This is a genomic window from Pseudomonas sp. PAMC25584, from assembly GCF_058135675.1.
The window spans coordinates 4,928,580-4,949,577 of the sequence record NZ_CM176870.1 but is presented as its reverse complement, the minus strand read 5'-3'; the positions used below and the strand labels follow the sequence as shown (position 1 = coordinate 4,949,577).

Here is a 20,998-nt window from a genome sequence, read left to right as displayed (position 1 = left end):
ATCTTCGGATGCGCCTTTGCGTTACAAGGGTTGTATCCCGCCGGGTGCGGGGTTGATAAGGTTTTTAGAGAATTTCGGAGTTGTGTTATGGCTGGCCATTCCAAGTGGGCGAACATCAAGCACCGCAAAGAGCGTCAGGATGCCAAGAAAGGCAAGATTTTCACCAAGTGGATTCGCGAGCTGACCGTCGCCGCCCGCCAAGGCGGCGGTGATCCGGGCTCCAACCCGCGTCTGCGCCTGGCGCTGGACAAAGCCCTCGGCGCGAACATGAGTCGCGACATCATCGACCGCGCCGTGGCCCGTGGTGCCGGTGCGGCCGATACCGACGACATGGTCGAGCTGACCTACGAAGGCTACGGCCCGGGCGGCGTGGCGGTGATGGTCGAGTGCATGACCGATAACCGCAACCGTACCGCCGCGGCCGTGCGCCATGCGTTCAGCAAGTGCGGTGGCAATCTCGGCACGGATGGCTCGGTGGCCTACCTGTTCGAGCGCAAGGGCCAGATTTCCTTCGCGCCGGGTGTGGATGAAGACGCGTTGATGGAAGCCGCGATGGAGGCGGATGCCGACGACGTGGTGACCAACGAGGACGCTTCCATCGACGTGTTCACCTCGTTCGCCGGGTTCTATGCGGTGCGTAACGCGCTGGAAACCGCCGGTTTCAAAGGCACCGACGCGGAAATCGTGATGCTGCCGACCACCAGCGCCGAACTGGACCTGGACGGCGCGCAGAAAGTGCTGAAGATGCTGGATATGCTTGAGGACCTGGATGACGTGCAGAACGTCTACTCGAACGCTGACATTCCAGAATCGGTAGCCGAGCAGCTAGGCTGAAGGGCGATGTGGATCAACATGTGAGAGGGGGCTTGCTCCCGATGGCGGTGTGTCAGTCATTTATAAATCGACTGAATCACCGCCATCGGGAGCAAGCCCCCTCCCACATTGGATCTTCCCTGTATCAAAAACTGTGTTTACCCGACCTGCAGGCGTTATGACTTTAATCCTAGGTATCGACCCCGGTTCGCGCATCACCGGCTTTGGCGTGGTGCAACACACCCCGCGCGGCTGCGTGTATGTCGCCTCGGGCTGCATCCGCACTGGCGCGGGCGAGTTGGCCGAGCGCCTGCAGATCGTCTATCGCGGTGTGCGTGAAGTGATCCAGACCTACAAACCGGTGACGATGGGGATCGAAAAGGTGTTCATGGCGAAAAACGCCGACTCGGCCCTCAAGCTTGGCCAGGCCCGTGGCGCCGCGATCGTAGCCGGTGCCGAAGAGGCCATGGAAATCGCCGAGTACACCGCCACCCAGGTCAAGCAGGCCGTGGTCGGCACCGGTGCAGCCAATAAAGAACAGGTGCAGATGATGGTCATGCACATGCTCAAGCTCACCTCCAAGCCGCAGATCGACGCCTCCGACGCCCTGGCCATCGCCATTTGCCACGCGCACACCCGTTCCAGCCTGCTGCCTCACGGCCTGGGTGCGGCGCGCAGTCGTGGCGGGCGGCTGCGTCTCTGATAGCATCGGCGCAATCGTTATTTCCGGTCAGGCCTCGATCTGACCCCAAGCCTTAAGGATCTGAACCGTGATTGGACGCTTGCGCGGCACCCTGGCTGAGAAACAGCCGCCGCACCTGATTCTGGATGTCAACGGGCTGGGGTATGAGCTGGAAGTGCCCATGACCACCCTGTACCGCCTTCCGTCGGTTGGCGAGCCACTGACCCTGCATACTCACCTTGTGGTGAGAGAAGATGCGCAACTGCTCTATGGTTTCATTGGCAAGCGTGACCGTGACTTCTTCCGCGAACTGATTCGCCTTAATGGCGTAGGGCCTAAACTGGCCCTGGCGCTGATGTCGAGTCTGGAAGTGGATGAACTGGTGCGTGCCGTTTCGGCCCAGGACACCTCGGCGCTGACCAAGGTGCCGGGGGTCGGCAAGAAAACCGCCGAACGCCTGCTGGTGGAGCTCAAGGACCGCTTCAAGGCCTGGGAAGTCGCCCCGAGCATGTTCGCGCTGGTGCCGAACCAGCCGGATCTGCCGGCGGGCCAGGTGGCGAGTGCCGAAAGCGATGCGGTCAGCGCGCTGATCTCCCTGGGCTACAAGCCGCAGGAAGCCAGCAAAGCGGTGTCGGCCATCAAGGACAAGAACCTGAGCAGCGAAGACATGATCCGCCGAGCCCTGAAGGGAATGATTTAAGTGATTGAAGCTGATCGTCTGATCGCGGCCACGGGCGCCCGTGACCGTGAAGAAATCCAGGATCGCGCCATCCGCCCCCTGAGCCTGGCCGACTACATCGGCCAGCCCACCGTGCGCGAGCAAATGGAGTTGTTCATCCAGGCCGCGCGTGGGCGCAGTGAATCCCTGGATCACACCTTGATCTTCGGCCCGCCGGGGTTGGGTAAAACCACCCTGGCCAACATCATCGCCCAGGAAATGGGGGTGTCGATCAAGTCCACCTCCGGCCCGGTGCTGGAGCGCCCGGGCGATCTGGCGGCGTTGTTGACCAACCTCGAACCGCACGACGTGCTGTTTATCGACGAAATCCACCGGCTGTCGCCCATCGTCGAGGAAGTGTTGTACCCGGCGATGGAGGACTTCCAGCTCGACATCATGATCGGTGAAGGCCCAGCGGCCCGCTCGATCAAGCTCGACCTGCCGCCGTTCACCCTGGTGGGCGCAACCACACGTGCGGGCATGCTGACCAACCCGTTGCGAGACCGTTTCGGTATTGTTCAGCGTCTAGAGTTCTATAGCACCGCAGACCTGGCGACCATCGTCAGCCGTTCGGCCGGCATTCTCGGCCTGCCCCTGGACCCCGAAGGCGCGTTTGAAATCGCCCGTCGGGCGCGGGGCACGCCACGGATCGCCAACCGCTTGCTGCGGCGCGTGCGTGATTTTGCCGAAGTGCGGGCCAAGGGGCATATCACCAAACCTGTGGCCGACCTGGCGTTGAACTTGCTGGACGTGGATGAGCGCGGCTTCGATCACCAGGATCGACGGCTACTCTTGACCATGATCGAGAAGTTCGACGGTGGACCGGTGGGCGTGGACAGCCTGGCGGCCGCCATCAGTGAAGAGCGCCATACCATTGAGGACGTGCTGGAGCCGTACCTGATCCAGCAGGGCTACATCATGCGCACGCCGCGGGGCAGGGTGGTTACCCGGCATGCCTATTTGCACTTTGGGCTAAACATTCCGTCACGATTGGGCGAGATGCCCGTGGTAGACGAATTCCTCGATGCGGTGGACGATTAAAAAGGCTTTGTTCGTCGATTTATTCGAGGTTTGTGCTGTCCTAGTGGCTGGCGTCGTCATTCAGTCAGTGAAAATGTTTCAGCGAATGAAAAAACAGTTGCCTGAGCGGATTGGCAACCTGAGGAGTAAGCACTAGAGTATGCGCGCGCAAAACGGGGATCAGTCGTTCGCACATCGCTGTCGCGTTTATTACGAGGACACCGATGCGGGCGGCATCGTGTATTACGTCAATTACCTCAAGTTCATGGAGCGGGCTCGAACCGAGCGGCTACGGGAGCTGGGCTTTGCCCAATCCCAGCTGGCAGGAGAGGACCTGTTGTTTGTCGTGCATTCCAGCGAGGCGCGTTATTTCGCACCCGCGCGATTGGACGATGAGCTGCTGGTCAGCGCTGAAGTAATCGAATTGAACCGGGCCAGCCTGCGCTTTAAACAGCAGGTCAGGCGGGCTACGGATGCAACGCTGCTCTGTGAGGGGCAGTTTCTGGTGGCGTGTGTGCGCACCAATAGTTTGAAACCTCGGGCCATTCCCGAAACTCTACGTGCGGCCTTTGCTGCCGTGAGCGGCGCGGGTAAACAATCAAAGCAGGAGATTTAGCGTGGAACCTACCGTCGTCGACCATTCCTCCATGTGGAGCCTGGTCAGTAATGCCAGTGTCGTGGTTCAACTGGTGATGCTGATCCTGTTAGCCGCATCGGTTACATCCTGGGTCATGATTTTTCAGCGCAGCAACCTGCTGCGTGCCGGTCGACGAGCCCTGGAGAGCTTCGAAGAGCGCTTCTGGTCGGGTATCGACCTGTCCAAACTGTATCGCCAGGCGGGCAGCAACCCTGACCCGGATTCGGGCGTCGAGCAGATCTTCCGTGCCGGCTTCAAGGAATTCTCGCGCCTGCGCCAGCAGCCGGGCGTCGACCCGGAAGCGGTCATGGAAGGCGTGGCCCGTGCCATGCGTGTGGCCATCTCCCGCGAAGAAGAGAAGCTGGAGCAGAGCCTGCCGTTCCTCGCCACCGTGGGTTCCGTCAGCCCGTACATCGGCCTGTTCGGTACCGTGTGGGGGATCATGAACTCCTTCCGCGGCCTGGCCCAGGCCCAGCAAGCGACCCTGGCCACCGTGGCTCCGGGTATCGCCGAAGCCCTGGTCGCCACCGCGATCGGCCTGTTCGCTGCGATCCCGGCGGTAATCGCCTACAACCGCTTCGCCGCGCGCGGTGAAACCTTGATCAGCCGTTACTACACCTTCGCCGACGAATTCCAGGCGATCCTGCACCGTAAAGTGCACACCAGCGAAGAATAAGCAGGTAATTCCCAATGGCTTTAATCGCTCGAGCTCGCAAAAAGCGCAAGCCGGTCGCCGAGATGAACGTAGTGCCTTACATCGACGTGATGCTGGTGCTGCTGGTGATCTTCATGGTGACCGCGCCGATGCTCAATCAGGGCGTGAAGGTTGATCTGCCCAAGGTTTCCAGCGAAGCCTTGCCGCAGGACAACAACACTCAGGTCCTGACCATTTCGATCAAGGCTGACAAGACCTATTACTGGAACCTTGGCAGCGAAGTCGACACCCAGAAACAGCAGGACAAGGCCATGACCTTGCCGCAGATGACCGATGCCGTGACCAAGATCATCCGGTCCGGCAACGAGGGCGGCAAGCACACCCAGGTGTTCATTCGCGGCGATAAAGTCGTCGACTATGGCTCCGTCATGGGCGCCATGGGCGGGCTGCAGAAGGCCGGCGTCGGTAACGTTGGCTTGATTACCGAGGCGCCCTGATGCACCAACAGCGAGAGCCGTCCGCCTCGGAAAGCTTCTTCTGGCCTAGCGTCTGGGCAATTGCCCTGCACGTCCTGGTGTTTGGCATGCTGTTCGTCAGCTTTGCCATGACCCCGGACCTGCCGCCAGCCAAGCCGATCGTGCAGGCGACCCTGTATCAGCTGAAATCGAAAAGTCAGGCCACCACCCAGACCAATCAGAAGATTGCGGGTGAGGCCCAGAAGTCGGCTGCGCGCCAGACTGAAGTCGAGCAGATGGAACAGAAGAAGGTCGAGCAGGAAGCGGTGAAGGCTGCTGCGGAACAAAAGAAAGAAGAGGCGGCTCAAAAGACCGAGGAATCGAAAAAGGCTGACGAAGCGAAGAAGGCTGACGAGGCGAAAAAGGCTGATGAAGCCAAAAAGTCCGAGAAGGCTGCCGAAGCTAAAAAAGCTGAAGAGAAACAATTGGCTGATATAGCCAAGAAGAAATCTGAAGAAGAAGCCAAAAAAGCTGCCGAAGAAGAGGCCAAGAAAAAGGCCGCTGAAGAAGCCAAGAAAAAGATAGTCGAAGACGCGAAGAAGAAAGCCGCCGAAGACGCCAAGAAAAAAACTGAAGCAGACGAGGCGAAGAAGAAAGTCGCCGACGACGCGAAGAAGAAAGCTGCCGCCGACGCCAGCAAGAAAAAGGCCCAGGAAGCAGCGCGTAAATCCGCCGAAGAGAAAAAGGCCCAGGCCTTGGCAGATTTGCTCTCCGACACGCCGCAGCGTCAGCAAGCCTTGGCCGATGAGCGTGGCGATGAAGTCGCGGGCAGTTTCGATGACCTGATTCGGGCACGGGCAGCAGAAGGTTGGACACGTCCACCTTCGGCACGCAAAGGCATGACAGTAGTGCTGCAGATCGGCATGTTGCCGGACGGTACGGTGACTTCGGTCAGCGTGGCCAAGTCCAGTGGTGACGGTTCGTTCGACAGTTCGGCGGTCGCGGCCGTCAAGAATATTGGCCGGTTGACCGAGATGCAGGGAATGAAACCAAGCGACTTCGCTCCCTATCGTTCATTCAAGATGACATTCACACCTGAGGATTTAGCCTTGTGAGAAACCTTCTTCGAGGAATGCTTGTCGTTATTTGCTGCATGGCAGGGATAGCGGCGGCGGATGAAAAGAACATCCTGGTCACTAGCGGTAGCGATCGGGCCACCCCGATCGCCGTTGTGCCGTTCGGTTGGCAGGGCGGCAGCGTGCTGCCGGACGACATGGCCCAGATCGTCAGCGACGACCTGCGCAACTCCGGTTATTACGCGCCGATTCCGAAAGGCAACATGATCAGCCAGCCGACCCAGGCCAGCGAAGTCATCTTCCGTGACTGGAAAGCCGTAGGCGCCCAGTACCTGATGGTCGGCAGCATCGTGCCCGCCGGCGGTCGCCTGCAGATCCAGTACACCTTGTTCAACGTGGCGACCGAGCAGCAGGTCTTGACCGGCAGTGTATCGGGCACCGCCGAGCAATTGCGGGACATGGCCCACTACATCTCGGATCAGTCGTTTGAAAAACTCACCGGTATCAAGGGTGCTTTCTCGACGCGTCTGCTCTATGTAACGGCTGAGCGTTTCTCCGTAGATAACACGCGCTACACGCTGCAGCGTTCCGACTATGATGGCGCGCGGGCCGTGACCTTGCTGCAATCGCGTGAGCCAATCCTGTCGCCGCGCTTCGCGCCGGACGGCAAGCGCATTGCCTACGTGTCCTTTGAACAGAGGCGTCCGCGCATCTTCGTCCAGCACATCGATACTGGCCGTCGTGAGCAGATCACCAACTTCGAAGGCCTCAACGGTGCGCCAGCCTGGTCACCGGATGGTTCTCGCCTGGCATTCGTGCTGTCCAAAGACGGCAACCCGGATATCTACGTGATGAACATGGCTTCGCGCCAGATCAGCCGCGTAACCAGCGGTCCTGGTATCAACACCGAACCGTTCTGGGGTAAAGATGGTTCGACCATCTATTTCACCTCCGACCGTGGCGGCAAGCCTCAAATTTATAAAACGAGCGTGGGTGGCGGTGGCGCGGAACGCGTGACCTTTATTGGTAACTACAACGCCAACCCTAAGCTTTCGGCTGATGAAAAGACGTTGGTGATGATTCACCGTCAGGATGGTTTCACTAATTTCCGGGTTGCGGCCCAGGATTTGCAGCGCGGAACCGTAAAAATCCTTACAGATACCAACCTTGATGAGTCAGCCACTGTTGCGCCCAACGGCACCATGGTAATCTACGCCACCCGCCAGCAGGGCCGGGGAGTCTTGATGCTCGTGTCCATTAATGGACGCGTAAGGCTCCCGCTTCCTACCGCACAAGGCGAAGTCAGAGAACCATCCTGGTCCCCTTACCTGAACTGACGCGGCGCTACATGATTTGCTTAACACACTGGGGTTCATTAGGAGTTTCACGATGGAAATGCTGAAGTTTGGTAAGTTTGCTGCTCTGGCTCTGGCTCTGTCCGTAGCCGTTGGTTGCTCGTCTAAAGGCGGCGACAATGCCGGTGAAGGCGCAGCTGTTGATCCAAACGCTGGTTACGGCGCTAACACTGGTGCAGTTGACGGCTCCCTGAGCGAAGAAGCTGCTCTGCGCGCAATCACCACTTTCTACTTCGAATACGACAGTTCGGACCTGAAACCAGAAGCCATGCGCGCTCTGGACGTTCACGCGAAGGACCTGAAAGCTAACGGCGCTCGCGTTGTTCTGGAAGGTAACACCGACGAACGTGGTACTCGCGAGTACAACATGGCACTGGGCGAGCGTCGTGCGAAAGCCGTTCAGCGCTACCTGGTACTGCAAGGTGTTGCTCCAGGCCAACTGGAACTGGTTTCCTACGGTAAAGAGCGTCCAGTTGCTACTGGCCACGACGAGCAGTCCTGGGCTCAAAACCGTCGCGTCGAACTGCGTAAGTAATTCGTCATGCGAACGTGCCGTCGTGCTCTAACTGTATTGGCTCTCAGCCTCGCACCGCTTGCGGTGTGGGCTGCGGTTCCTGTGGAAGATAGCAACTCAGGCTATAACAATAGCGGGAGCAGTTATCCGCCAGCGGGTTATGGCACGAACGGCGCCTATGCTGGGGGGGCGGCTACGTCCGCTCCCTCGGCACAGGGCGAACTGTTCAACCAGCTGCAACGCATGCAGGATCAATTGTCGCAGCAACAAGGCACCATTGAAGTTCTGCAGAATCAAGTGAACCAGCTGAAGCAAGAAGGCCTGGAGCGATACCAGGATCTTGATCGACGTATAGGAGCCGGCGTTACACCTGCCGCTACTCCTGATAATTCTTCTGCCGGTGGCGCGCCAAGTGCCGCCACCGGTGGAGCAGCAGCAGGGGGCGCCGCCGCGGCCCCTGCTGCCAGCAGTGAACCGGGTGATCCGGCGAAGGAAAAACTGTACTACGACGCAGCCTTCGACCTGATCAAAGCCAAGGATTTCGACAAGGCCAGCAAAGCCTTTACCGCATTCCTTGGTCGCTACCCAAACAGTCAGTACGCGGGCAACGCCCAGTACTGGCTGGGTGAGGTAAACCTGGCAAAGGGTGATCTGCAGGGGGCGGGCCAGGCATTTGCCAAGGTCAGCCAGCTTTACCCCAAGCACGCCAAGGTGCCGGATTCGCTGTACAAACTTGCTGACGTAGAACGCCGCCTGGGTCACACCGACAAGGTCAAAGGCATTCTGCAGCAGGTCGTTGCCCAGTATCCGGGGACTTCCGCTGCACAGTTGGCTCAACGCGACCTGCAGCGCCTATAAGCGATGCAGTCCGTTTAGAAGAAACCCGCGCCTGGCGCGGGTTTTTTCGTTAGAATCCGCTCCCTTTTATGAAACACGCTTCCTGGGGTTGACGCGTTGGCGTAATTCCTTGAAGTGCCTGACGGAGGCGGACAGCCTGTTTAGCTGTTACGCCCGTGGCGACTATGCAAGACACATTACGCATCACCGAAGTTTTTTACTCGTTACAGGGTGAAACGCGAACGGCCGGCCTGCCCACAGTATTTGTGCGCCTGACTGGTTGCCCCCTGCGTTGCCAGTACTGTGACAGCGCCTACGCCTTCAGTGGCGGCACGGTGCGCACCCTTGAAGACATCCTGGAGCAGGTTGCCGGTTACCGGCCACGCTACGTCTGCGTGACAGGCGGCGAGCCGTTGGCGCAACCCAACGCCATCCCCTTGCTCAAGCAGCTATGTGACGCCGGTTACGAGGTGTCCCTGGAAACCAGCGGCGCTCTGGATATTTCCGCTGTGGACCCGCGTGTAAGCCGGGTGGTCGACCTCAAGACCCCGGGCTCCAAAGAGGCGCATCGCAACCTCTACGAGAACCTGAACCTGCTGACAGCCAACGATCAGGTCAAGTTCGTGATCTGTTCGCGCGACGATTACGACTGGGCGAGCACCAAGCTGATCCAGTATGGTTTGGACCGCCGCGCGGGCGAGGTGCTGTTCTCGCCAAGCCATCACGACCTCAACGCACGCGACCTGGCCGACTGGGTGGTGGCTGATAACCTGCCGGTCCGTCTGCAACTGCAGCTGCATAAATACCTTTGGAACGACGAGCCGGGACGCTGAAATGACCGAACAACCGATTGATCAAAAACGCGCAGTGATCCTGCTGTCCGGTGGCCTCGACTCCGCCACGGTGGTGGCCATGGCGCAGGCTGAAGGCTACACCTGCTACACCATGAGTTTTGACTACGGCCAGCGCCATCGCGCCGAGCTGAACGCCGCTGCCCGCATCGCCCGCGAAATGGGGGTTGCCGAGCACAAGGTCATTGGTCTGAACCTAAACGGCATCGGCGGCTCGGCCCTCACCGACAGCAGCATCGACGTGCCGGAAGCGCCCAGCGAAGGCATCCCGATCACCTATGTACCGGCGCGCAACACCGTATTCCTGTCCCTGGCCCTCGGCTGGGCAGAAGTGCTGAATGCCCGCGATATCTTTATCGGCGTTAACGCAGTGGATTATTCCGGTTACCCGGACTGCCGCCCAGAGTTCGTCGAGTCGTTCGAGCGCATGGCCAACCTGGCGACGAAGGCCGGCGTAGAGGGGCAGGGCTTCCGTATCCTGGCGCCGCTGCAGAACCTCAGCAAAGCCGATATCGTGAAGGCTGGCGTAGGACTTGGCGTCGATTACTCGCTGACTGTTTCCTGCTATCAAGCAGACGCTGACGGCCGCGCTTGTGGGAAATGCGACAGCTGCCGACTGCGCGCAGAAGGCTTCCAAACGGCCGGAATTACGGACCCGACGCGTTATTTCTGATTTATTTCAAATAAGGTGTTGAATAATCCTTAGAAATCAGTATTATACGCGCCACAACACAGCGGGTCGTTAGCTCAGTTGGTAGAGCAGTTGGCTTTTAACCAATTGGTCGTAGGTTCGAATCCCACACGACCCACCATTTTTGGCGGTTTAGAAAATCCGGAAGGCCCACGCAAGTGAGGATTTCCGGGTTTTTTTTTGCCTTGTGAAAAAGTTGACGTGCCATGTCTCACCGCACGCAATCCGCCTTCCGATGCTGAAACGCGGCTCCGCTTATGCGTGCGTGCTGACGCGGAGGTCGCTTCGACCTATTCCCCGCCCAGCGAGCCGCCCAGCCGGCCCTTGATGACCTTTTGCAGGAGTAAGGCCAACGTCTCAGTGGCGTAGGGCTTTTGCAGCAGCACAAAGCGCTTGGTTTCTTCCTGGGCGATGCGCGCGTATTCGTCGTTGTAGCCTGTAGTGAGCACCACGGGCAGCCACGGGTAGAGTGCTTCGATTGCGTCGAGCAGTTCCAGGCCGCTCATACCCGGCATGGAGATGTCGGAGAACACCACCTGGAAACTTTCCGGGTTAGGGGCCAGGGCTTCCAGCGCGCTCTTGGCGTTCGGCACCCACAACACGTGAAAGCCCATCTGCTCCAGTGTTTGCGAGGTGTAGAGGCCAACGTCGGCGTTGTCCTCGACCATCAGCACGCACAAGTTCGAGACAATCGGTGCGCTAGGGTTGTCCTGGGAGGTCGGCATCGTGCTAGCCTCGACCTTGGGCAGGTACAACATAAACTGGCTGCCCTTGCCGCATTCGCTCTGCACCAGAATTTCCCCGCCCGACTGTTTGGCAAAGCCAAACACTTGCGACAAGCCCAACCCGGTGCCTTGGCCGATGCCTTTGGTGGTGTAGAAGGGCTCGAAGATGGCATCGAGTTTTTCCGGCGCAATACCTGTGCCGGTGTCGCTCAGCGTGATGGTCACGTAGTCGGCGACCAGCCCCGGGTGGGCACGTACCGACGGTAGCCAGGCGGCTGTCGCGACCTGGATGGTCAAGTGGCCATTGCCGGACATGGCATCCCGCGCATTGACCACCATGTTCACCAACGCGGTATCGAACTGGCTTTCATCGGCGTTGATAAAGCAGGGTTCATCCGGCACCTCGATGGTGACCTTGATCCGCGAGCCGGTCAGGCTGTCCATCATCTCGCCCACCCGCAACACGCTGTCTCCGACGTTGAACACTTCCGGGCGCAGGGCCTGGCGGCGGGCGAAGGTCAGCAGTTGCGCGGTCAGGCGGGCGGCGCGGTCGACCGTGTTGGCGATGGCTTCCACGTATTTGATGCGCCGCACTTCGCTCAGCGACGGGGTCTTGAGCAAGTCGGCGCAGGATTTGATCACCGTCAGCAGGTTATTGAAATCGTGTGCGACACCGCCAGTGAGTTGGCCAATGGTTTCCAGTTTCTGGGACTGACGCAGGGCGTCTTCCGACAGGCGTAGGGCGTCCTTGGCTTCTTCTTCAGCCTGGATATCACGGCCCACCGCATGGATGTAGTCGCTATCGGGCACGGCGGTCCAGGCGATCATGCGGTAGCTGCCATCCTGGTGGCGGTAACGGTTCTTGAAGTTCGGGAAGTTCTTGCCGTCTCCCAGGCGGCTGACTGCCGATGAGGAGTCGGCCAGGTCGTCCGGGTGTACCAGGGCCAGCAACTGGCTGCCCACCAAGTCGTGTTCGGTGTGACCGAGCATGCGAGTCCAGGCTGGGTTGACGGCGGAAATCACGCCGTCGAGTTGGGCCACCAGCATCAAGTCCGGAGACAGCCGCCAGATGCGGTCACGGTCGCGGGTGCGTTCTATCACCCGTTGTTCCAGGGATTCGTTGAGCTTGCGCAACGCCTCTTCGGCTTCACGTAGGGCCGTGATGTCGCGGGATACGCAGAGGATCTGTTCCGGTCGGCCGTTACTGCCCAAGATCGGGCTGACCTGTACATGCCACCACTTCAGGTTACCGGCCAGGGTCTGGGCCGGGCCGATAAAGCTGGCACTCTCGCCGTTTTTGGCGGCCTGTACGGCGGCCTTGGCGTCTAGGTTGCCTTGATCCTGCCAGAAATCGGGCCAGGAGCAGCCACGGATAGTGTTGAAGTCACTGACCTCCATGATTTTTTGGCCGCCTTCGCTCATGAACGTGAGGCGGGCATCGAGATCGAGTACTTTAATGCAATCGTTGATGCTGGCCAGTACGCGCTCGGTGAACGCTTCGTTTTGGCCCAGGCCGGAGGTGGCCAGTTCGCTGGCCTCAGAGCCCATCCCGACGGTGCTATTCATTTGAGTTTGGCCGAGCGGGTTAAATGGCCTTCATCATGTCATTAAGATACCTCCCCCCACCAGCGACTTCCTTACGCACTGCACTGCTTTTGCTGTGGTAGGGCATTCGATAATGCCGGCACGTTCTGTACATATTCCTACGAGCGATCGCGCGGCATGTGTTGCGTTGACTTACAGCTCCTGAGTCTGCGCGATGCGGCAAAAAGGCAGTTTTTTGACGTGGCTCTTTGCCACTTATTTCGGCTTTAATGCTGTCAATCGCGGCTTATCTTGACTAGATTGGAGGCTACTAAGCTTTTAAGACACGGACTGTCATGACTACGCTAACTCCGATCATCGCTAGCAATCCCCTCATTGTTCGCGCTGCAGCCACACCGCTCGCCATTTCGGCGAACACTGTCGATGTCTCGCCGGTGCGACCTGCCTCGGTGGTCAGCCTCGGTAATCCGGCTGCCGATGTCGTTGATATCTACTCCCGAGACGGGCAGATGCCGGGTCGGGAAAGTGTGCGGGCCTGGGAAAATAGCAGCCAGGACGCAGTCAGCAAGATCATCAATACCAGCTTTAACTCGGCCTCCACGGCCAGTCGCTACAGCGGCTTGGGGGCAGCATTGGTGGCGCAGTTCGCCAAAGGCGGCGGCGCGGGCATTTCACAGTCGGTGCTCAACACCACGGCCGACCGGGCCGGGGACGCCGGTGCGATCAAGGCCGACCAGACCGTGCTGCACAGTAAGGCCGAGAATCAGGTCAGCCTCAGCATCAAGACCGCCAGCGGCAAGACCGTCACCTTCAGCTTGTCGAGCCAGAAAGATGGGCTGGGCGTGCAGGCCACGGTGGAGGGGGGCGATTTAAGTGCTGACGAGCTCAAGGCCGTCGGTCAACTGGGCAGTGCCTTCCAAGCCTCGGTTGATGGGCTGACCGCTGTGCCGCCAAAACTCGACCTAAGCCAATTGACTCAGTTTGATTCAAAGGTGCTGGCGTCCGTAGACCTTAATGCCAAGGTGAAGTCCCAGGGCGGCGATGACCTGACTCTGGCTTTTCACGCCGACAGCCAGAGCCGCACCACACGCATGAGTGGCCCGGCGGGTAGCATTGACCTGGCGGTGGACCTGAAAAACGCGGCGATCCTCGGCGATGCCAAACAGCAGGCCAACGCGCTGAAAACCTACCTCGCCCAGTTCGACCGGGTGGAAAAGCGAGGGAGTGCCAACACTGACTTGATGGCGATGTTCAAAGACGCGTTCAGCGCCATGAACAGTAACTATCCACAAGGCGCTGGCGCCGTGGAAGCCTTGAGCAACAATCCGAGCGACAAAGGCTTGCTGACCGGTCTGGCTGACTTCAAGGCTTCCATCAAGCAGGCCGTAGACAGCTCCAACCCGATGCGCGCTTCAGAGGTCGACAGCTTTTCCTACAATGTGTCGCAGAAAACCCAGGTCAATGGTCGCAGCAGCGCGGATCGCAGCGTCACCCAGAACCAGCAATCGGTGCTTTCGGCGAGCTTCCACAAAGGCCTTGATGGTGGGAAACCGCCGGTGTTTGATGGCAGTCGCGAATCGCAGAATTACCTGTATGTGCAATTGCAGGACAGGGCCAGCAGCACCGCGAGCTTTGCCTACAAAGACGGCCAATTGACCCGTGCTTCCGTCACACAGTCGGCTTCCCAGAATACCCACACGCAGAAGTATGTGATGGCCAACCTGGTAGAAGACACCGTGGTGCCGAAGGAAGGCTCATCCAAGCGTGACTACCTGGCACTGCTCGAACACGCGGGCAGGGAAAGCAAAAAATCCAAGGATGCGCTGGAGCAGTCGACGTTGAAGGATGCATTGGCGACGATGCATGACTCAGTCCTGTTGCAGGATGATCCGGATGTGCTGATGCGCTGAGGTTAATCGTGGTCAACGCGGGAAGGCCCAGTGATGCGCCTTCCCGCTTTTTTTTGTCCGACAGATGCGTCGCGCCATGCCAGATTAGGCTTTTGAATCCATTCGATATTCTGTAGCCTTGCGCAGCTTCACCTTAACCCGTGCTTGATGACACATCACTTCGTCCGGCGGCGCCCGAAGGGCTCCAGAGCCGGTGGTACACTCGACTTTCGCGCAACGGCGCCTGCAGGTCTTGCGAACATGACGCAAATTTCCGAACGCCTTCTGGTTCAAGCCCACCTCGATGCCAAGCAGCCCAAGGCCCTCAGCGCCGAGGAAGAGGCCAGCCTGCGTACCGCCATCGCCGCCGAGCTCAAAGCTCAGGACGCGGTGCTGGTCGCCCACTTCTATTGCGACCCGGTGATTCAGGCCCTGGCCGAAGAAACCGGCGGCTGTGTCTCCGATTCCCTCGAAATGGCGCGCTTCGGCGCCGCCCACCCGGCCAAGACCGTACTGGTCGCCGGCGTGCGTTTCATGGGCGAGACTGCCAAAATTCTCACCCCTGAAAAACGCATCCTGATGCCGACCCTGGAAGCCACATGCTCCCTCGACCTGGGCTGCCCGGTGGATGAGTTTTCGGCGTTCTGCGATCAGCACCCTGAGCGCACCGTGGTGGTGTATGCCAACACCTCGGCGGCGGTCAAGGCGCGGGCGGATTGGGTGGTGACCTCCAGTTGTGCACTGGAAATCGTCGAAAGCCTGATGGACAACGGCGAGACCATTATCTGGGGGCCGGACAAACACCTGGGCACTTACATTCAGCGCCAGACCGGTGCCGACATGCTGCTGTGGGACGGTGCCTGCATCGTCCACGAAGAGTTCAAGTCCAAGCAACTGGAAGACATGAAGGCGCTGTACCCGGACGCGGCGATCCTGGTCCACCCGGAATCCCCGACCTCGGTGATCGAACTGGCGGATGCGGTGGGTTCCACCAGCCAACTGATTGCTGCCGCTCAGCGTTTACCGAACAAAACGTTCATCGTCGCCACCGATCGCGGCATTTTCTACAAGATGCAGCAGCTGTGCCCGGACAAGGTCTTTATCGAAGCGCCTACCGCCGGCAATGGCGCGGCGTGCCGCAGTTGCGCGCACTGCCCGTGGATGGCGATGAATACGCTGGAGCGCACGCTGCAGTGCCTGCGTGAGGGCAGTAACGAGATCTTCGTCGAGCCTTCGGTGATCCCGCAGGCTGTACGCCCGCTCAAGCGCATGCTTGATTTCACCCAAGCTGCGCGCCTGAAGCAGGCCGGCAACGCCTGACCCGGTCGAACATGTGGGAGGGGCTTGCCCCCTCCCACATTTTGATCCGCACCAGCAGGGCGTTATTTTTTCCGCTTCGGAACCTGCACCAACCGCGTGTCAGAGTAGATGTCATGCCAGCTGCGTTTCTGCTTGTCGAACAGCGACCAGATAAAACCCAGCCCCACGCATAACCACGATGCGATCGACACCACAAAGCGCAACAGCGCCTGCCACAGGCTGATCCGCGAGCCGTCGGCGTTCTGTACGCGCACGCCCCACACCTGCATGCCCAGGGTCTGCCCGGAATGGGTCCAGAACTTGGCGAAGAAACCAAACAGCACGAAGAATAGAATCGTCGACAGCAACGGGTCGCCGTCCAGCGTGCCGGATTCGGTGAGGGTGCGCATTTTGGCTTCGCCCACGAACGCGATCCACACCAGCTTGTAGATAAAGGCCGTGACAATCAGCAGCGCAGTGCAGAGGAGGAAGTCATAGAACATCGCTGCCAGACGACGGCCCAGGCCAACGGCGGGAAATTCGCCTTGGGGGCTCAGCAGGGGTTTGGACATGGCAGGGCTCTCTGAAGAAAAAAGCATTTTACGGCGCAACACCCTTCACGCGCCCATAAAAAAAGGTTCTTCACGGATTACCGGGAAAGACGCTCTTGATCTTCATGAAAAAGAATTCGCTATCCCGGTAACCATACGCCATACGCCATACGCTTGATCACCTTTATTCGATTGTTTATTCCTTCCAACTGACCGGTGTGCATTGGCCAGCGAACCCGACTGACGATGCCTCGCCAGTAACCCTTTAGTCTTTTGGCAAACTGCATCAGGGCAGGTATCTCGCTTTCATGGGCGTGACGCAGCCATTGGTTCCAAGCTGATCTCCAGTCCCAGGCGGTGCTCGGCGTCCAGAGCGTTTTGAGTTCAGCCTTCATTAAATAGACCGTCATCAGCGACTGGTTGGCCGCCAGCAGATCCTGCAAATGAACCTGTTGCTCTGGGTTTTTCAGGTTCTCAGGATTGCGCAGCAGTAACCATCGCGCCTGCTTGATGACTTTGCGTGCAGGCCTGTCATGGCGCAGTCGATTGGCTTCGTCGACACGAACCCGGTCAATTACCTCTCGACCATATTTGGCCACCACATGAAAGAGGTCGTAGACCACTCGCGCTTTGGGGCAGTGGTGACGAACCTCCAGATCAAAAGCGGTGTTCATGTCCATCGCCACCGCTTCGATTAGCGCGCAGCCCTCGGGCCCCAGCTCTTCAAAAAAGGGTCTAACCGCCGCCCGACTACGGCCTTCGCCGATCCACAGCACCCGTCGCGTATCCGCATCCAGGACAACGGTGGCATAACGATGACCTTTGAAGAGTGCGAACTCGTCCATGACCAAGCGTCGCGGTTTCGCCTTTGGCAAAACGCTTAATGCTGCTTGCAGGGCTCGACGCTCCAGTAAACGAACGGTCTCCCAATGCAGGCCAAACATCTGCGCCACGTGCAGCGTTGGAAGGCGCTCGCACGCTTGAATGACGGCATCTGCCAGGCGCCGGGTCATGCGGGCATAGCGATCCAGCCAACTAACCGCCTCCATGCGCTTGCCACAATCGCGGCAACCAACGCGCCGGAGCAAAACGCTCAAGCGCACCGCATGGCCGAGAATAGGCAAGTCACGAATGATGCGCTCGCAATACTCATGAGTGGTTGAGCAGAGCTTTTGACAGCCGCCACAACATGGGAACCGGGTGGCATGGGGGATCAGGTCGATCTGAAGGGCATCGCCGTCAGGCTTGATGTTGACGACAGAAAAGCCCTCCCAAAAGGGAAGGAAAGTATTAATATCTCGCATAAGAACGCCGGTTTGTTAGATGTGTTTGCTCGCACGAACATCATCAACCAAATCGGCGTTCTTGTTTCTGTGTTTCCCGAGATTCCGTGAAGAACCTAAAAAAACCCCTGATGTCACCATCAGGGGCTTTTTGTCGCAGGAAGGATCAGGCTTCGGGGATCACTTCATCAGCCTGCATACCTTTCTGGCCTTGCACGGCGACGAAAGACACTTTCTGGCCTTCTTTCAGGCTCTTGAAGCCGTTGCCCTGAATAGCGCGGAAATGTACGAACAGATCCGGACCGCTTTCTGGAGTGATAAAACCAAACCCTTTTTCGTCGTTGAACCACTTGACGGTACCGCTCTGACGTTTATCCGACATTTTCTTATTTCCTTGACGCTAAAAATGAATGACAGCCCCTTTCGCATGAAAGAGTACTGGGCTGGGTTGCAGGAAAGTAAGAGACGTCGAACGGGTTGTAGCAAACTTTGGCTACTGCCCAGGTCAGGTTTCAAGCGACCCATGCAAACACAGTGGACAAACTCTACGACAACTAATGCAGAAAAAACAAGCCCTGCAAAAAGCCCAGGTTTTGCTAGGCCTAGTGACATTTCGTTGAATACTCGTGCACCGACTTATTCGATAGAATTGGTCACTTGTTATAGGTTAACCCCTATAACAATGACTATCGAAAATGCACTGTTTTATGGCGGTCGCGTTACAGTTTAGTGCGCGTTATTGCGACCGCGTTACTTATAGAAGCAGTCAATCAGCCGCGGTAGTAACGTTGCGGCACAAATGGCATTTTACTTACACGTAGTGGCACCTTTTTCCCACGCACCAGTGCAGACACTTCGGTATCCAGCGCAATGAACGCGCTGTCCAGGTAGGCCATCGCCAACGGGCCACCGAGGCTTGGGCCAAAGCCGCCGCTGCAGACGCTGCCGATCACGGTGCCGTGTTCGTCGACGATTTCCGCACCTTCACGCACGGGCGTGCGCTCTTGAGGCAGCAGGCCGACACGTTTGCGGCTTACACCGGCTTGCTGCTGGGTAAAGATCCGGTCGGCGCCGGGAAAGCCACCGGCACGTGCGCCGTCAGCGCGACGGTCCTTGGAGATCGCCCACAGCAGGCTGGCTTCGATCGGGGTGGTGTCGGTGTTCATGTCGTGGCCATACAGGCACAGGCCGGCTTCCAGGCGCAGGGAGTCGCGGGCGCCCAGGCCGATGGCCTGTACTTCCGTCTCGGCCAGCAGGCTGCGGGCCAGGCTTTCGGCGGCGGCGGCGGGCACCGAGATTTCAAAGCCGTCTTCACCGGTGTAGCCGGAACGGCTGACGTAGCAGTCCACCCCCAGCAGGCGCAGGGATGCGAACTGCATGAAGGTCATCTTGGCCACTTCAGGGGCCAGGCGCGCCAGTACTTTCACGGCTGCCGGGCCTTGCAGGGCGAGCAGGGCGCGTTCTTCGAACAACGGCTCGATGGTGCACTGGTCGCCAATCTTGGCGCGCAGGTGCGCCAGGTCCTGGTCCTTGCAGGCCGCGTTGACCACCAGGAACAGCTCGTCATTACCCAGGTTGGCCACCATCAGGTCGTCGAGAATGCCGCCCTGGTCATTGGTGAACATGGCGTAGCGCTGCATGCCTACCGGCAGGTCGATGATATCCACCGGCACCAGGGTTTCCAGGGCCTTGGCGGCATTGGCGCCGGTCAGGCGGATCTGGCCCATGTGGGACACGTCGAACAACCCGGCCTGATCACGGGTGTGCAGGTGTTCTTTCATCACGCCCAGCGGGTATTGCACCGGCATGTCGTAGCCGGCGAAGGGCACCATGCGCGCGCCGAGTTCGATGTGCAGCGCGTGCAATGGGGTTTTCAACAGGGTTTCGGTGGACATATTCAGCTCCTGAAAAACGTGCGGACGCGCGTCTAAGCGTCAGCACTCGATAATGTTGACCGCCAAACCGCCACGGGCGGTTTCTTTGTATTTGCTTTTCATATCGGCGCCGGTCTGGCGCATGGTGCGGATAACCTTGTCGAGGGACACAAAATGCTGCCCATCACCGCGCAAGGCCATGCGCACGGCATTGATGGCTTTGACCGAGCCCATGGCATTGCGCTCGATGCACGGCACTTGCACCAGGCCGCCAATCGGGTCGCACGTCAGGCCGAGGTTGTGTTCCATGCCGATCTCGGCGGCGTTTTCCACCTGGGACACGCTGCCGCCCAATACTTCGCACAGCGCACCGGCGGCCATCGAGCAGGCCACGCCGACTTCACCCTGGCAGCCAACTTCGGCGCCGGAGATTGATGCGTTTTCCTTGTACAGAATTCCGATGGCGGCGGCGGTGAGCAGAAAGCGCACCACGCCGTCTTCATTCGCGCCGGGGATAAAGCGCATGTAGTAATGCAGCACTGCCGGCACAATCCCGGCGGCACCGTTGGTGGGCGCCGTAACCACGCGCCCGCCATTGGCGTTTTCTTCGTTGACCGCCAGCGCGTACAGGTTGACCCAATCGAGTACCGACAACGGGTCGCGCAGGGCTGACTCAGGGTTCTTGCATAGCTGGCGATGCAGGGCAGCGGCACGACGCTTGACCTTCAAGCCTCCCGGCAAGATCCCTTCGTTGCGACAGCCTGCGTCCACACAGTCCTGCATCACCTGCCAGATCTTCAGCAGACCGTTGCGGGTTTCGGCTTCGGGGCGCCAGGCACTTTCATTGGTCAGCATCACTTGGCTGATGGACAGCCCGTAGGTGGCGCAATGACCGAGCAAGTCCTTGGCGCTCTTGAACGGGAAGGTCAGGGGGGTGGCGTCTTCGACGATCCGGTCGGCGCCGGCGGCGTCTTCATCCACCACAAAACCGCCGCCCACCGAGTAGTACTCGCGGCTGCGGATCTGGATACCGGCGGCGTCAAAGGCGCGAAAGATCATGCCGTTGGGGTGATAGGCGAGGGGTTTGCGAATCATCGCCAGGTGTTCTTTCTCGTTGAACGCAATGCTGTGTTCGCCGAGCAGGTTCAAGCGGCCGTCGCTGCGCATCTGTGCCAGGCGGGCGGCGATGGTTTCTGTGTTCACGGTGTCCGGGTGTTCGCCTTCCAGGCCTAGCAGCACGGCCTTGTCGCTGCCGTGGCCTTTGCCGGTAGCGCCGAGTGAGCCATAGAGTTCCACCTTGACGCAGGTGGTGGCGCTCAGCAGGTCGTCACGGCGCAACCCCTCGACAAAGCGCGCGGCGGCGCGCATTGGGCCGACGGTGTGGGAGCTGGAGGGGCCGATGCCAATCTTGAACAGGTCGAACACGCTTAACGACATGGGTTGTTCTCCGGTTTCTTATTAGGTGTCGGGTGTACCCGATCAAAGTGTGGGAGGGGGGCTTGCCCCCGATGGCGGTGTGTCAGTCGAT

Annotated in this window: 20 protein-coding genes, 1 tRNA gene and 1 pseudogene; 16 read left to right on the top strand and 6 right to left on the bottom strand. The window is 59.1% G+C overall.

Annotated features, from left to right (window positions below; genetic code table 11):
- Window positions 1-87: 87 nt before the first annotated feature.
- The 14 genes from ACS5Q8_RS23125 (at window position 88) to ACS5Q8_RS23060 (ending at window position 10,425) form a co-directional block, all read left to right on the top strand.
- Window positions 88-834 (top strand): YebC/PmpR family DNA-binding transcriptional regulator, encoded by a 747-nt coding sequence (locus ACS5Q8_RS23125; RefSeq protein ID WP_276194621.1) that lies wholly within the window; start codon window positions 88-90, stop codon window positions 832-834.
- A gap of 157 nt (window positions 835-991) precedes the next feature.
- Window positions 992-1,516 carry a crossover junction endodeoxyribonuclease RuvC gene (gene ruvC / locus ACS5Q8_RS23120; RefSeq protein WP_017847125.1) on the top strand — a complete coding sequence of 175 codons (525 nt, stop codon included), beginning with the start codon at window positions 992-994 and terminating at the stop codon, window positions 1,514-1,516.
- Between the two features lie 67 nt (window positions 1,517-1,583).
- Window positions 1,584-2,195 carry a Holliday junction branch migration protein RuvA gene (gene ruvA, locus ACS5Q8_RS23115; RefSeq protein WP_247400514.1) on the top strand — a complete coding sequence of 204 codons (612 nt, stop codon included), beginning with the start codon at window positions 1,584-1,586 and terminating at the stop codon, window positions 2,193-2,195.
- Window positions 2,196-3,254, top strand: a complete 1,059-nt coding sequence (ruvB, locus tag ACS5Q8_RS23110) for a Holliday junction branch migration DNA helicase RuvB (RefSeq protein WP_443695619.1) — start codon at window positions 2,196-2,198, stop codon at window positions 3,252-3,254. It begins immediately after the preceding gene.
- Window positions 3,255-3,393: 139 nt separating this feature from the next.
- Window positions 3,394-3,849, top strand: a complete 456-nt coding sequence (ybgC, locus tag ACS5Q8_RS23105; protein ID WP_276194619.1) for a tol-pal system-associated acyl-CoA thioesterase — start codon at window positions 3,394-3,396, stop codon at window positions 3,847-3,849.
- A 1-nt stretch (window position 3,850) separates the two neighbouring features.
- A complete protein-coding gene (tolQ, locus tag ACS5Q8_RS23100; RefSeq protein WP_017847129.1) occupies window positions 3,851-4,546 on the top strand; it encodes a protein TolQ in 696 nt (231 codons plus the stop codon).
- Window positions 4,547-4,569: 23 nt separating this feature from the next.
- Window positions 4,570-5,022 carry a protein TolR gene (gene tolR, locus ACS5Q8_RS23095; protein ID WP_161630238.1) on the top strand — a complete coding sequence of 151 codons (453 nt, stop codon included), beginning with the start codon at window positions 4,570-4,572 and terminating at the stop codon, window positions 5,020-5,022.
- Window positions 5,022-6,095: a cell envelope integrity protein TolA gene (gene tolA, locus ACS5Q8_RS23090; protein WP_276194618.1), complete on the top strand. Its 1,074-nt coding sequence runs from the start codon at window positions 5,022-5,024 to the stop codon at window positions 6,093-6,095. Before tolR ends, tolA begins: the two co-directional genes overlap by 1 nt.
- A 17-nt stretch (window positions 6,096-6,112) precedes the next feature.
- Window positions 6,113-7,393, top strand: a complete 1,281-nt coding sequence (gene tolB, locus ACS5Q8_RS23085) for a Tol-Pal system beta propeller repeat protein TolB (protein ID WP_174555573.1) — start codon at window positions 6,113-6,115, stop codon at window positions 7,391-7,393.
- A gap of 52 nt (window positions 7,394-7,445) precedes the next feature.
- Window positions 7,446-7,946 (top strand): peptidoglycan-associated lipoprotein Pal, encoded by a 501-nt coding sequence (gene pal / locus ACS5Q8_RS23080; RefSeq protein WP_003209827.1) that lies wholly within the window; start codon window positions 7,446-7,448, stop codon window positions 7,944-7,946.
- A gap of 6 nt (window positions 7,947-7,952) precedes the next feature.
- Window positions 7,953-8,783: a tol-pal system protein YbgF gene (gene ybgF / locus ACS5Q8_RS23075; RefSeq protein WP_276194617.1), complete on the top strand. Its 831-nt coding sequence runs from the start codon at window positions 7,953-7,955 to the stop codon at window positions 8,781-8,783.
- A 164-nt stretch (window positions 8,784-8,947) separates the two neighbouring features.
- Window positions 8,948-9,595, top strand: coding sequence for a 7-carboxy-7-deazaguanine synthase QueE (gene queE, locus ACS5Q8_RS23070; protein WP_426100138.1), 648 nt, complete (start codon window positions 8,948-8,950; stop codon window positions 9,593-9,595).
- A gap of 16 nt (window positions 9,596-9,611) precedes the next feature.
- On the top strand, window positions 9,612-10,286 hold the full coding sequence (queC, locus tag ACS5Q8_RS23065) for a 7-cyano-7-deazaguanine synthase QueC (RefSeq protein WP_276197989.1): 675 nt from the start codon (window positions 9,612-9,614) through the stop codon (window positions 10,284-10,286).
- A 63-nt stretch (window positions 10,287-10,349) separates the two neighbouring features.
- A tRNA-Lys gene (locus ACS5Q8_RS23060) sits at window positions 10,350-10,425 on the top strand.
- A 169-nt stretch (window positions 10,426-10,594) separates the two neighbouring features.
- On the opposite strand, the gene ACS5Q8_RS23055 is transcribed toward ACS5Q8_RS23060, so the two are convergent.
- On the bottom strand, window positions 10,595-12,595 hold the full coding sequence (locus ACS5Q8_RS23055; protein WP_247400493.1) for a hybrid sensor histidine kinase/response regulator: 2,001 nt from the start codon (window positions 12,593-12,595) through the stop codon (window positions 10,595-10,597).
- A gap of 488 nt (window positions 12,596-13,083) precedes the next feature.
- On the opposite strand from ACS5Q8_RS23055, the gene ACS5Q8_RS23050 reads away from it, so the two are divergent.
- Window positions 13,084-14,484: a lactate dehydrogenase gene (locus tag ACS5Q8_RS23050; RefSeq protein ID WP_443693932.1), complete on the top strand. Its 1,401-nt coding sequence runs from the start codon at window positions 13,084-13,086 to the stop codon at window positions 14,482-14,484.
- 240 nt (window positions 14,485-14,724) lie between these two features.
- Window positions 14,725-15,783 carry a quinolinate synthase NadA gene (gene nadA, locus ACS5Q8_RS23045; protein ID WP_276194614.1) on the top strand — a complete coding sequence of 353 codons (1,059 nt, stop codon included), beginning with the start codon at window positions 14,725-14,727 and terminating at the stop codon, window positions 15,781-15,783.
- Window positions 15,784-15,845: 62 nt separating this feature from the next.
- Here nadA and ACS5Q8_RS23040 read toward each other — a convergent pair whose 3' ends face one another.
- From ACS5Q8_RS23040 to ACS5Q8_RS23020, 5 genes and pseudogenes are all read right to left on the bottom strand, one after another.
- Window positions 15,846-16,334: an RDD family protein gene (locus tag ACS5Q8_RS23040; protein ID WP_276194613.1), complete on the bottom strand. Its 489-nt coding sequence runs from the start codon at window positions 16,332-16,334 to the stop codon at window positions 15,846-15,848.
- A gap of 70 nt (window positions 16,335-16,404) precedes the next feature.
- Window positions 16,405-17,617: pseudogene (locus ACS5Q8_RS23035) on the bottom strand (ISL3 family transposase).
- 145 nt (window positions 17,618-17,762) lie between these two features.
- A complete protein-coding gene (locus tag ACS5Q8_RS23030; protein ID WP_247400485.1) occupies window positions 17,763-17,978 on the bottom strand; it encodes a cold-shock protein in 216 nt (71 codons plus the stop codon).
- A gap of 388 nt (window positions 17,979-18,366) precedes the next feature.
- Window positions 18,367-19,491, bottom strand: a complete 1,125-nt coding sequence (gene gcvT, locus ACS5Q8_RS23025; RefSeq protein WP_465159472.1) for a glycine cleavage system aminomethyltransferase GcvT — start codon at window positions 19,489-19,491, stop codon at window positions 18,367-18,369.
- 39 nt (window positions 19,492-19,530) lie between these two features.
- Window positions 19,531-20,907: an L-serine ammonia-lyase gene (locus ACS5Q8_RS23020; protein WP_253398452.1), complete on the bottom strand. Its 1,377-nt coding sequence runs from the start codon at window positions 20,905-20,907 to the stop codon at window positions 19,531-19,533.
- Window positions 20,908-20,998 lie beyond the last annotated feature (91 nt).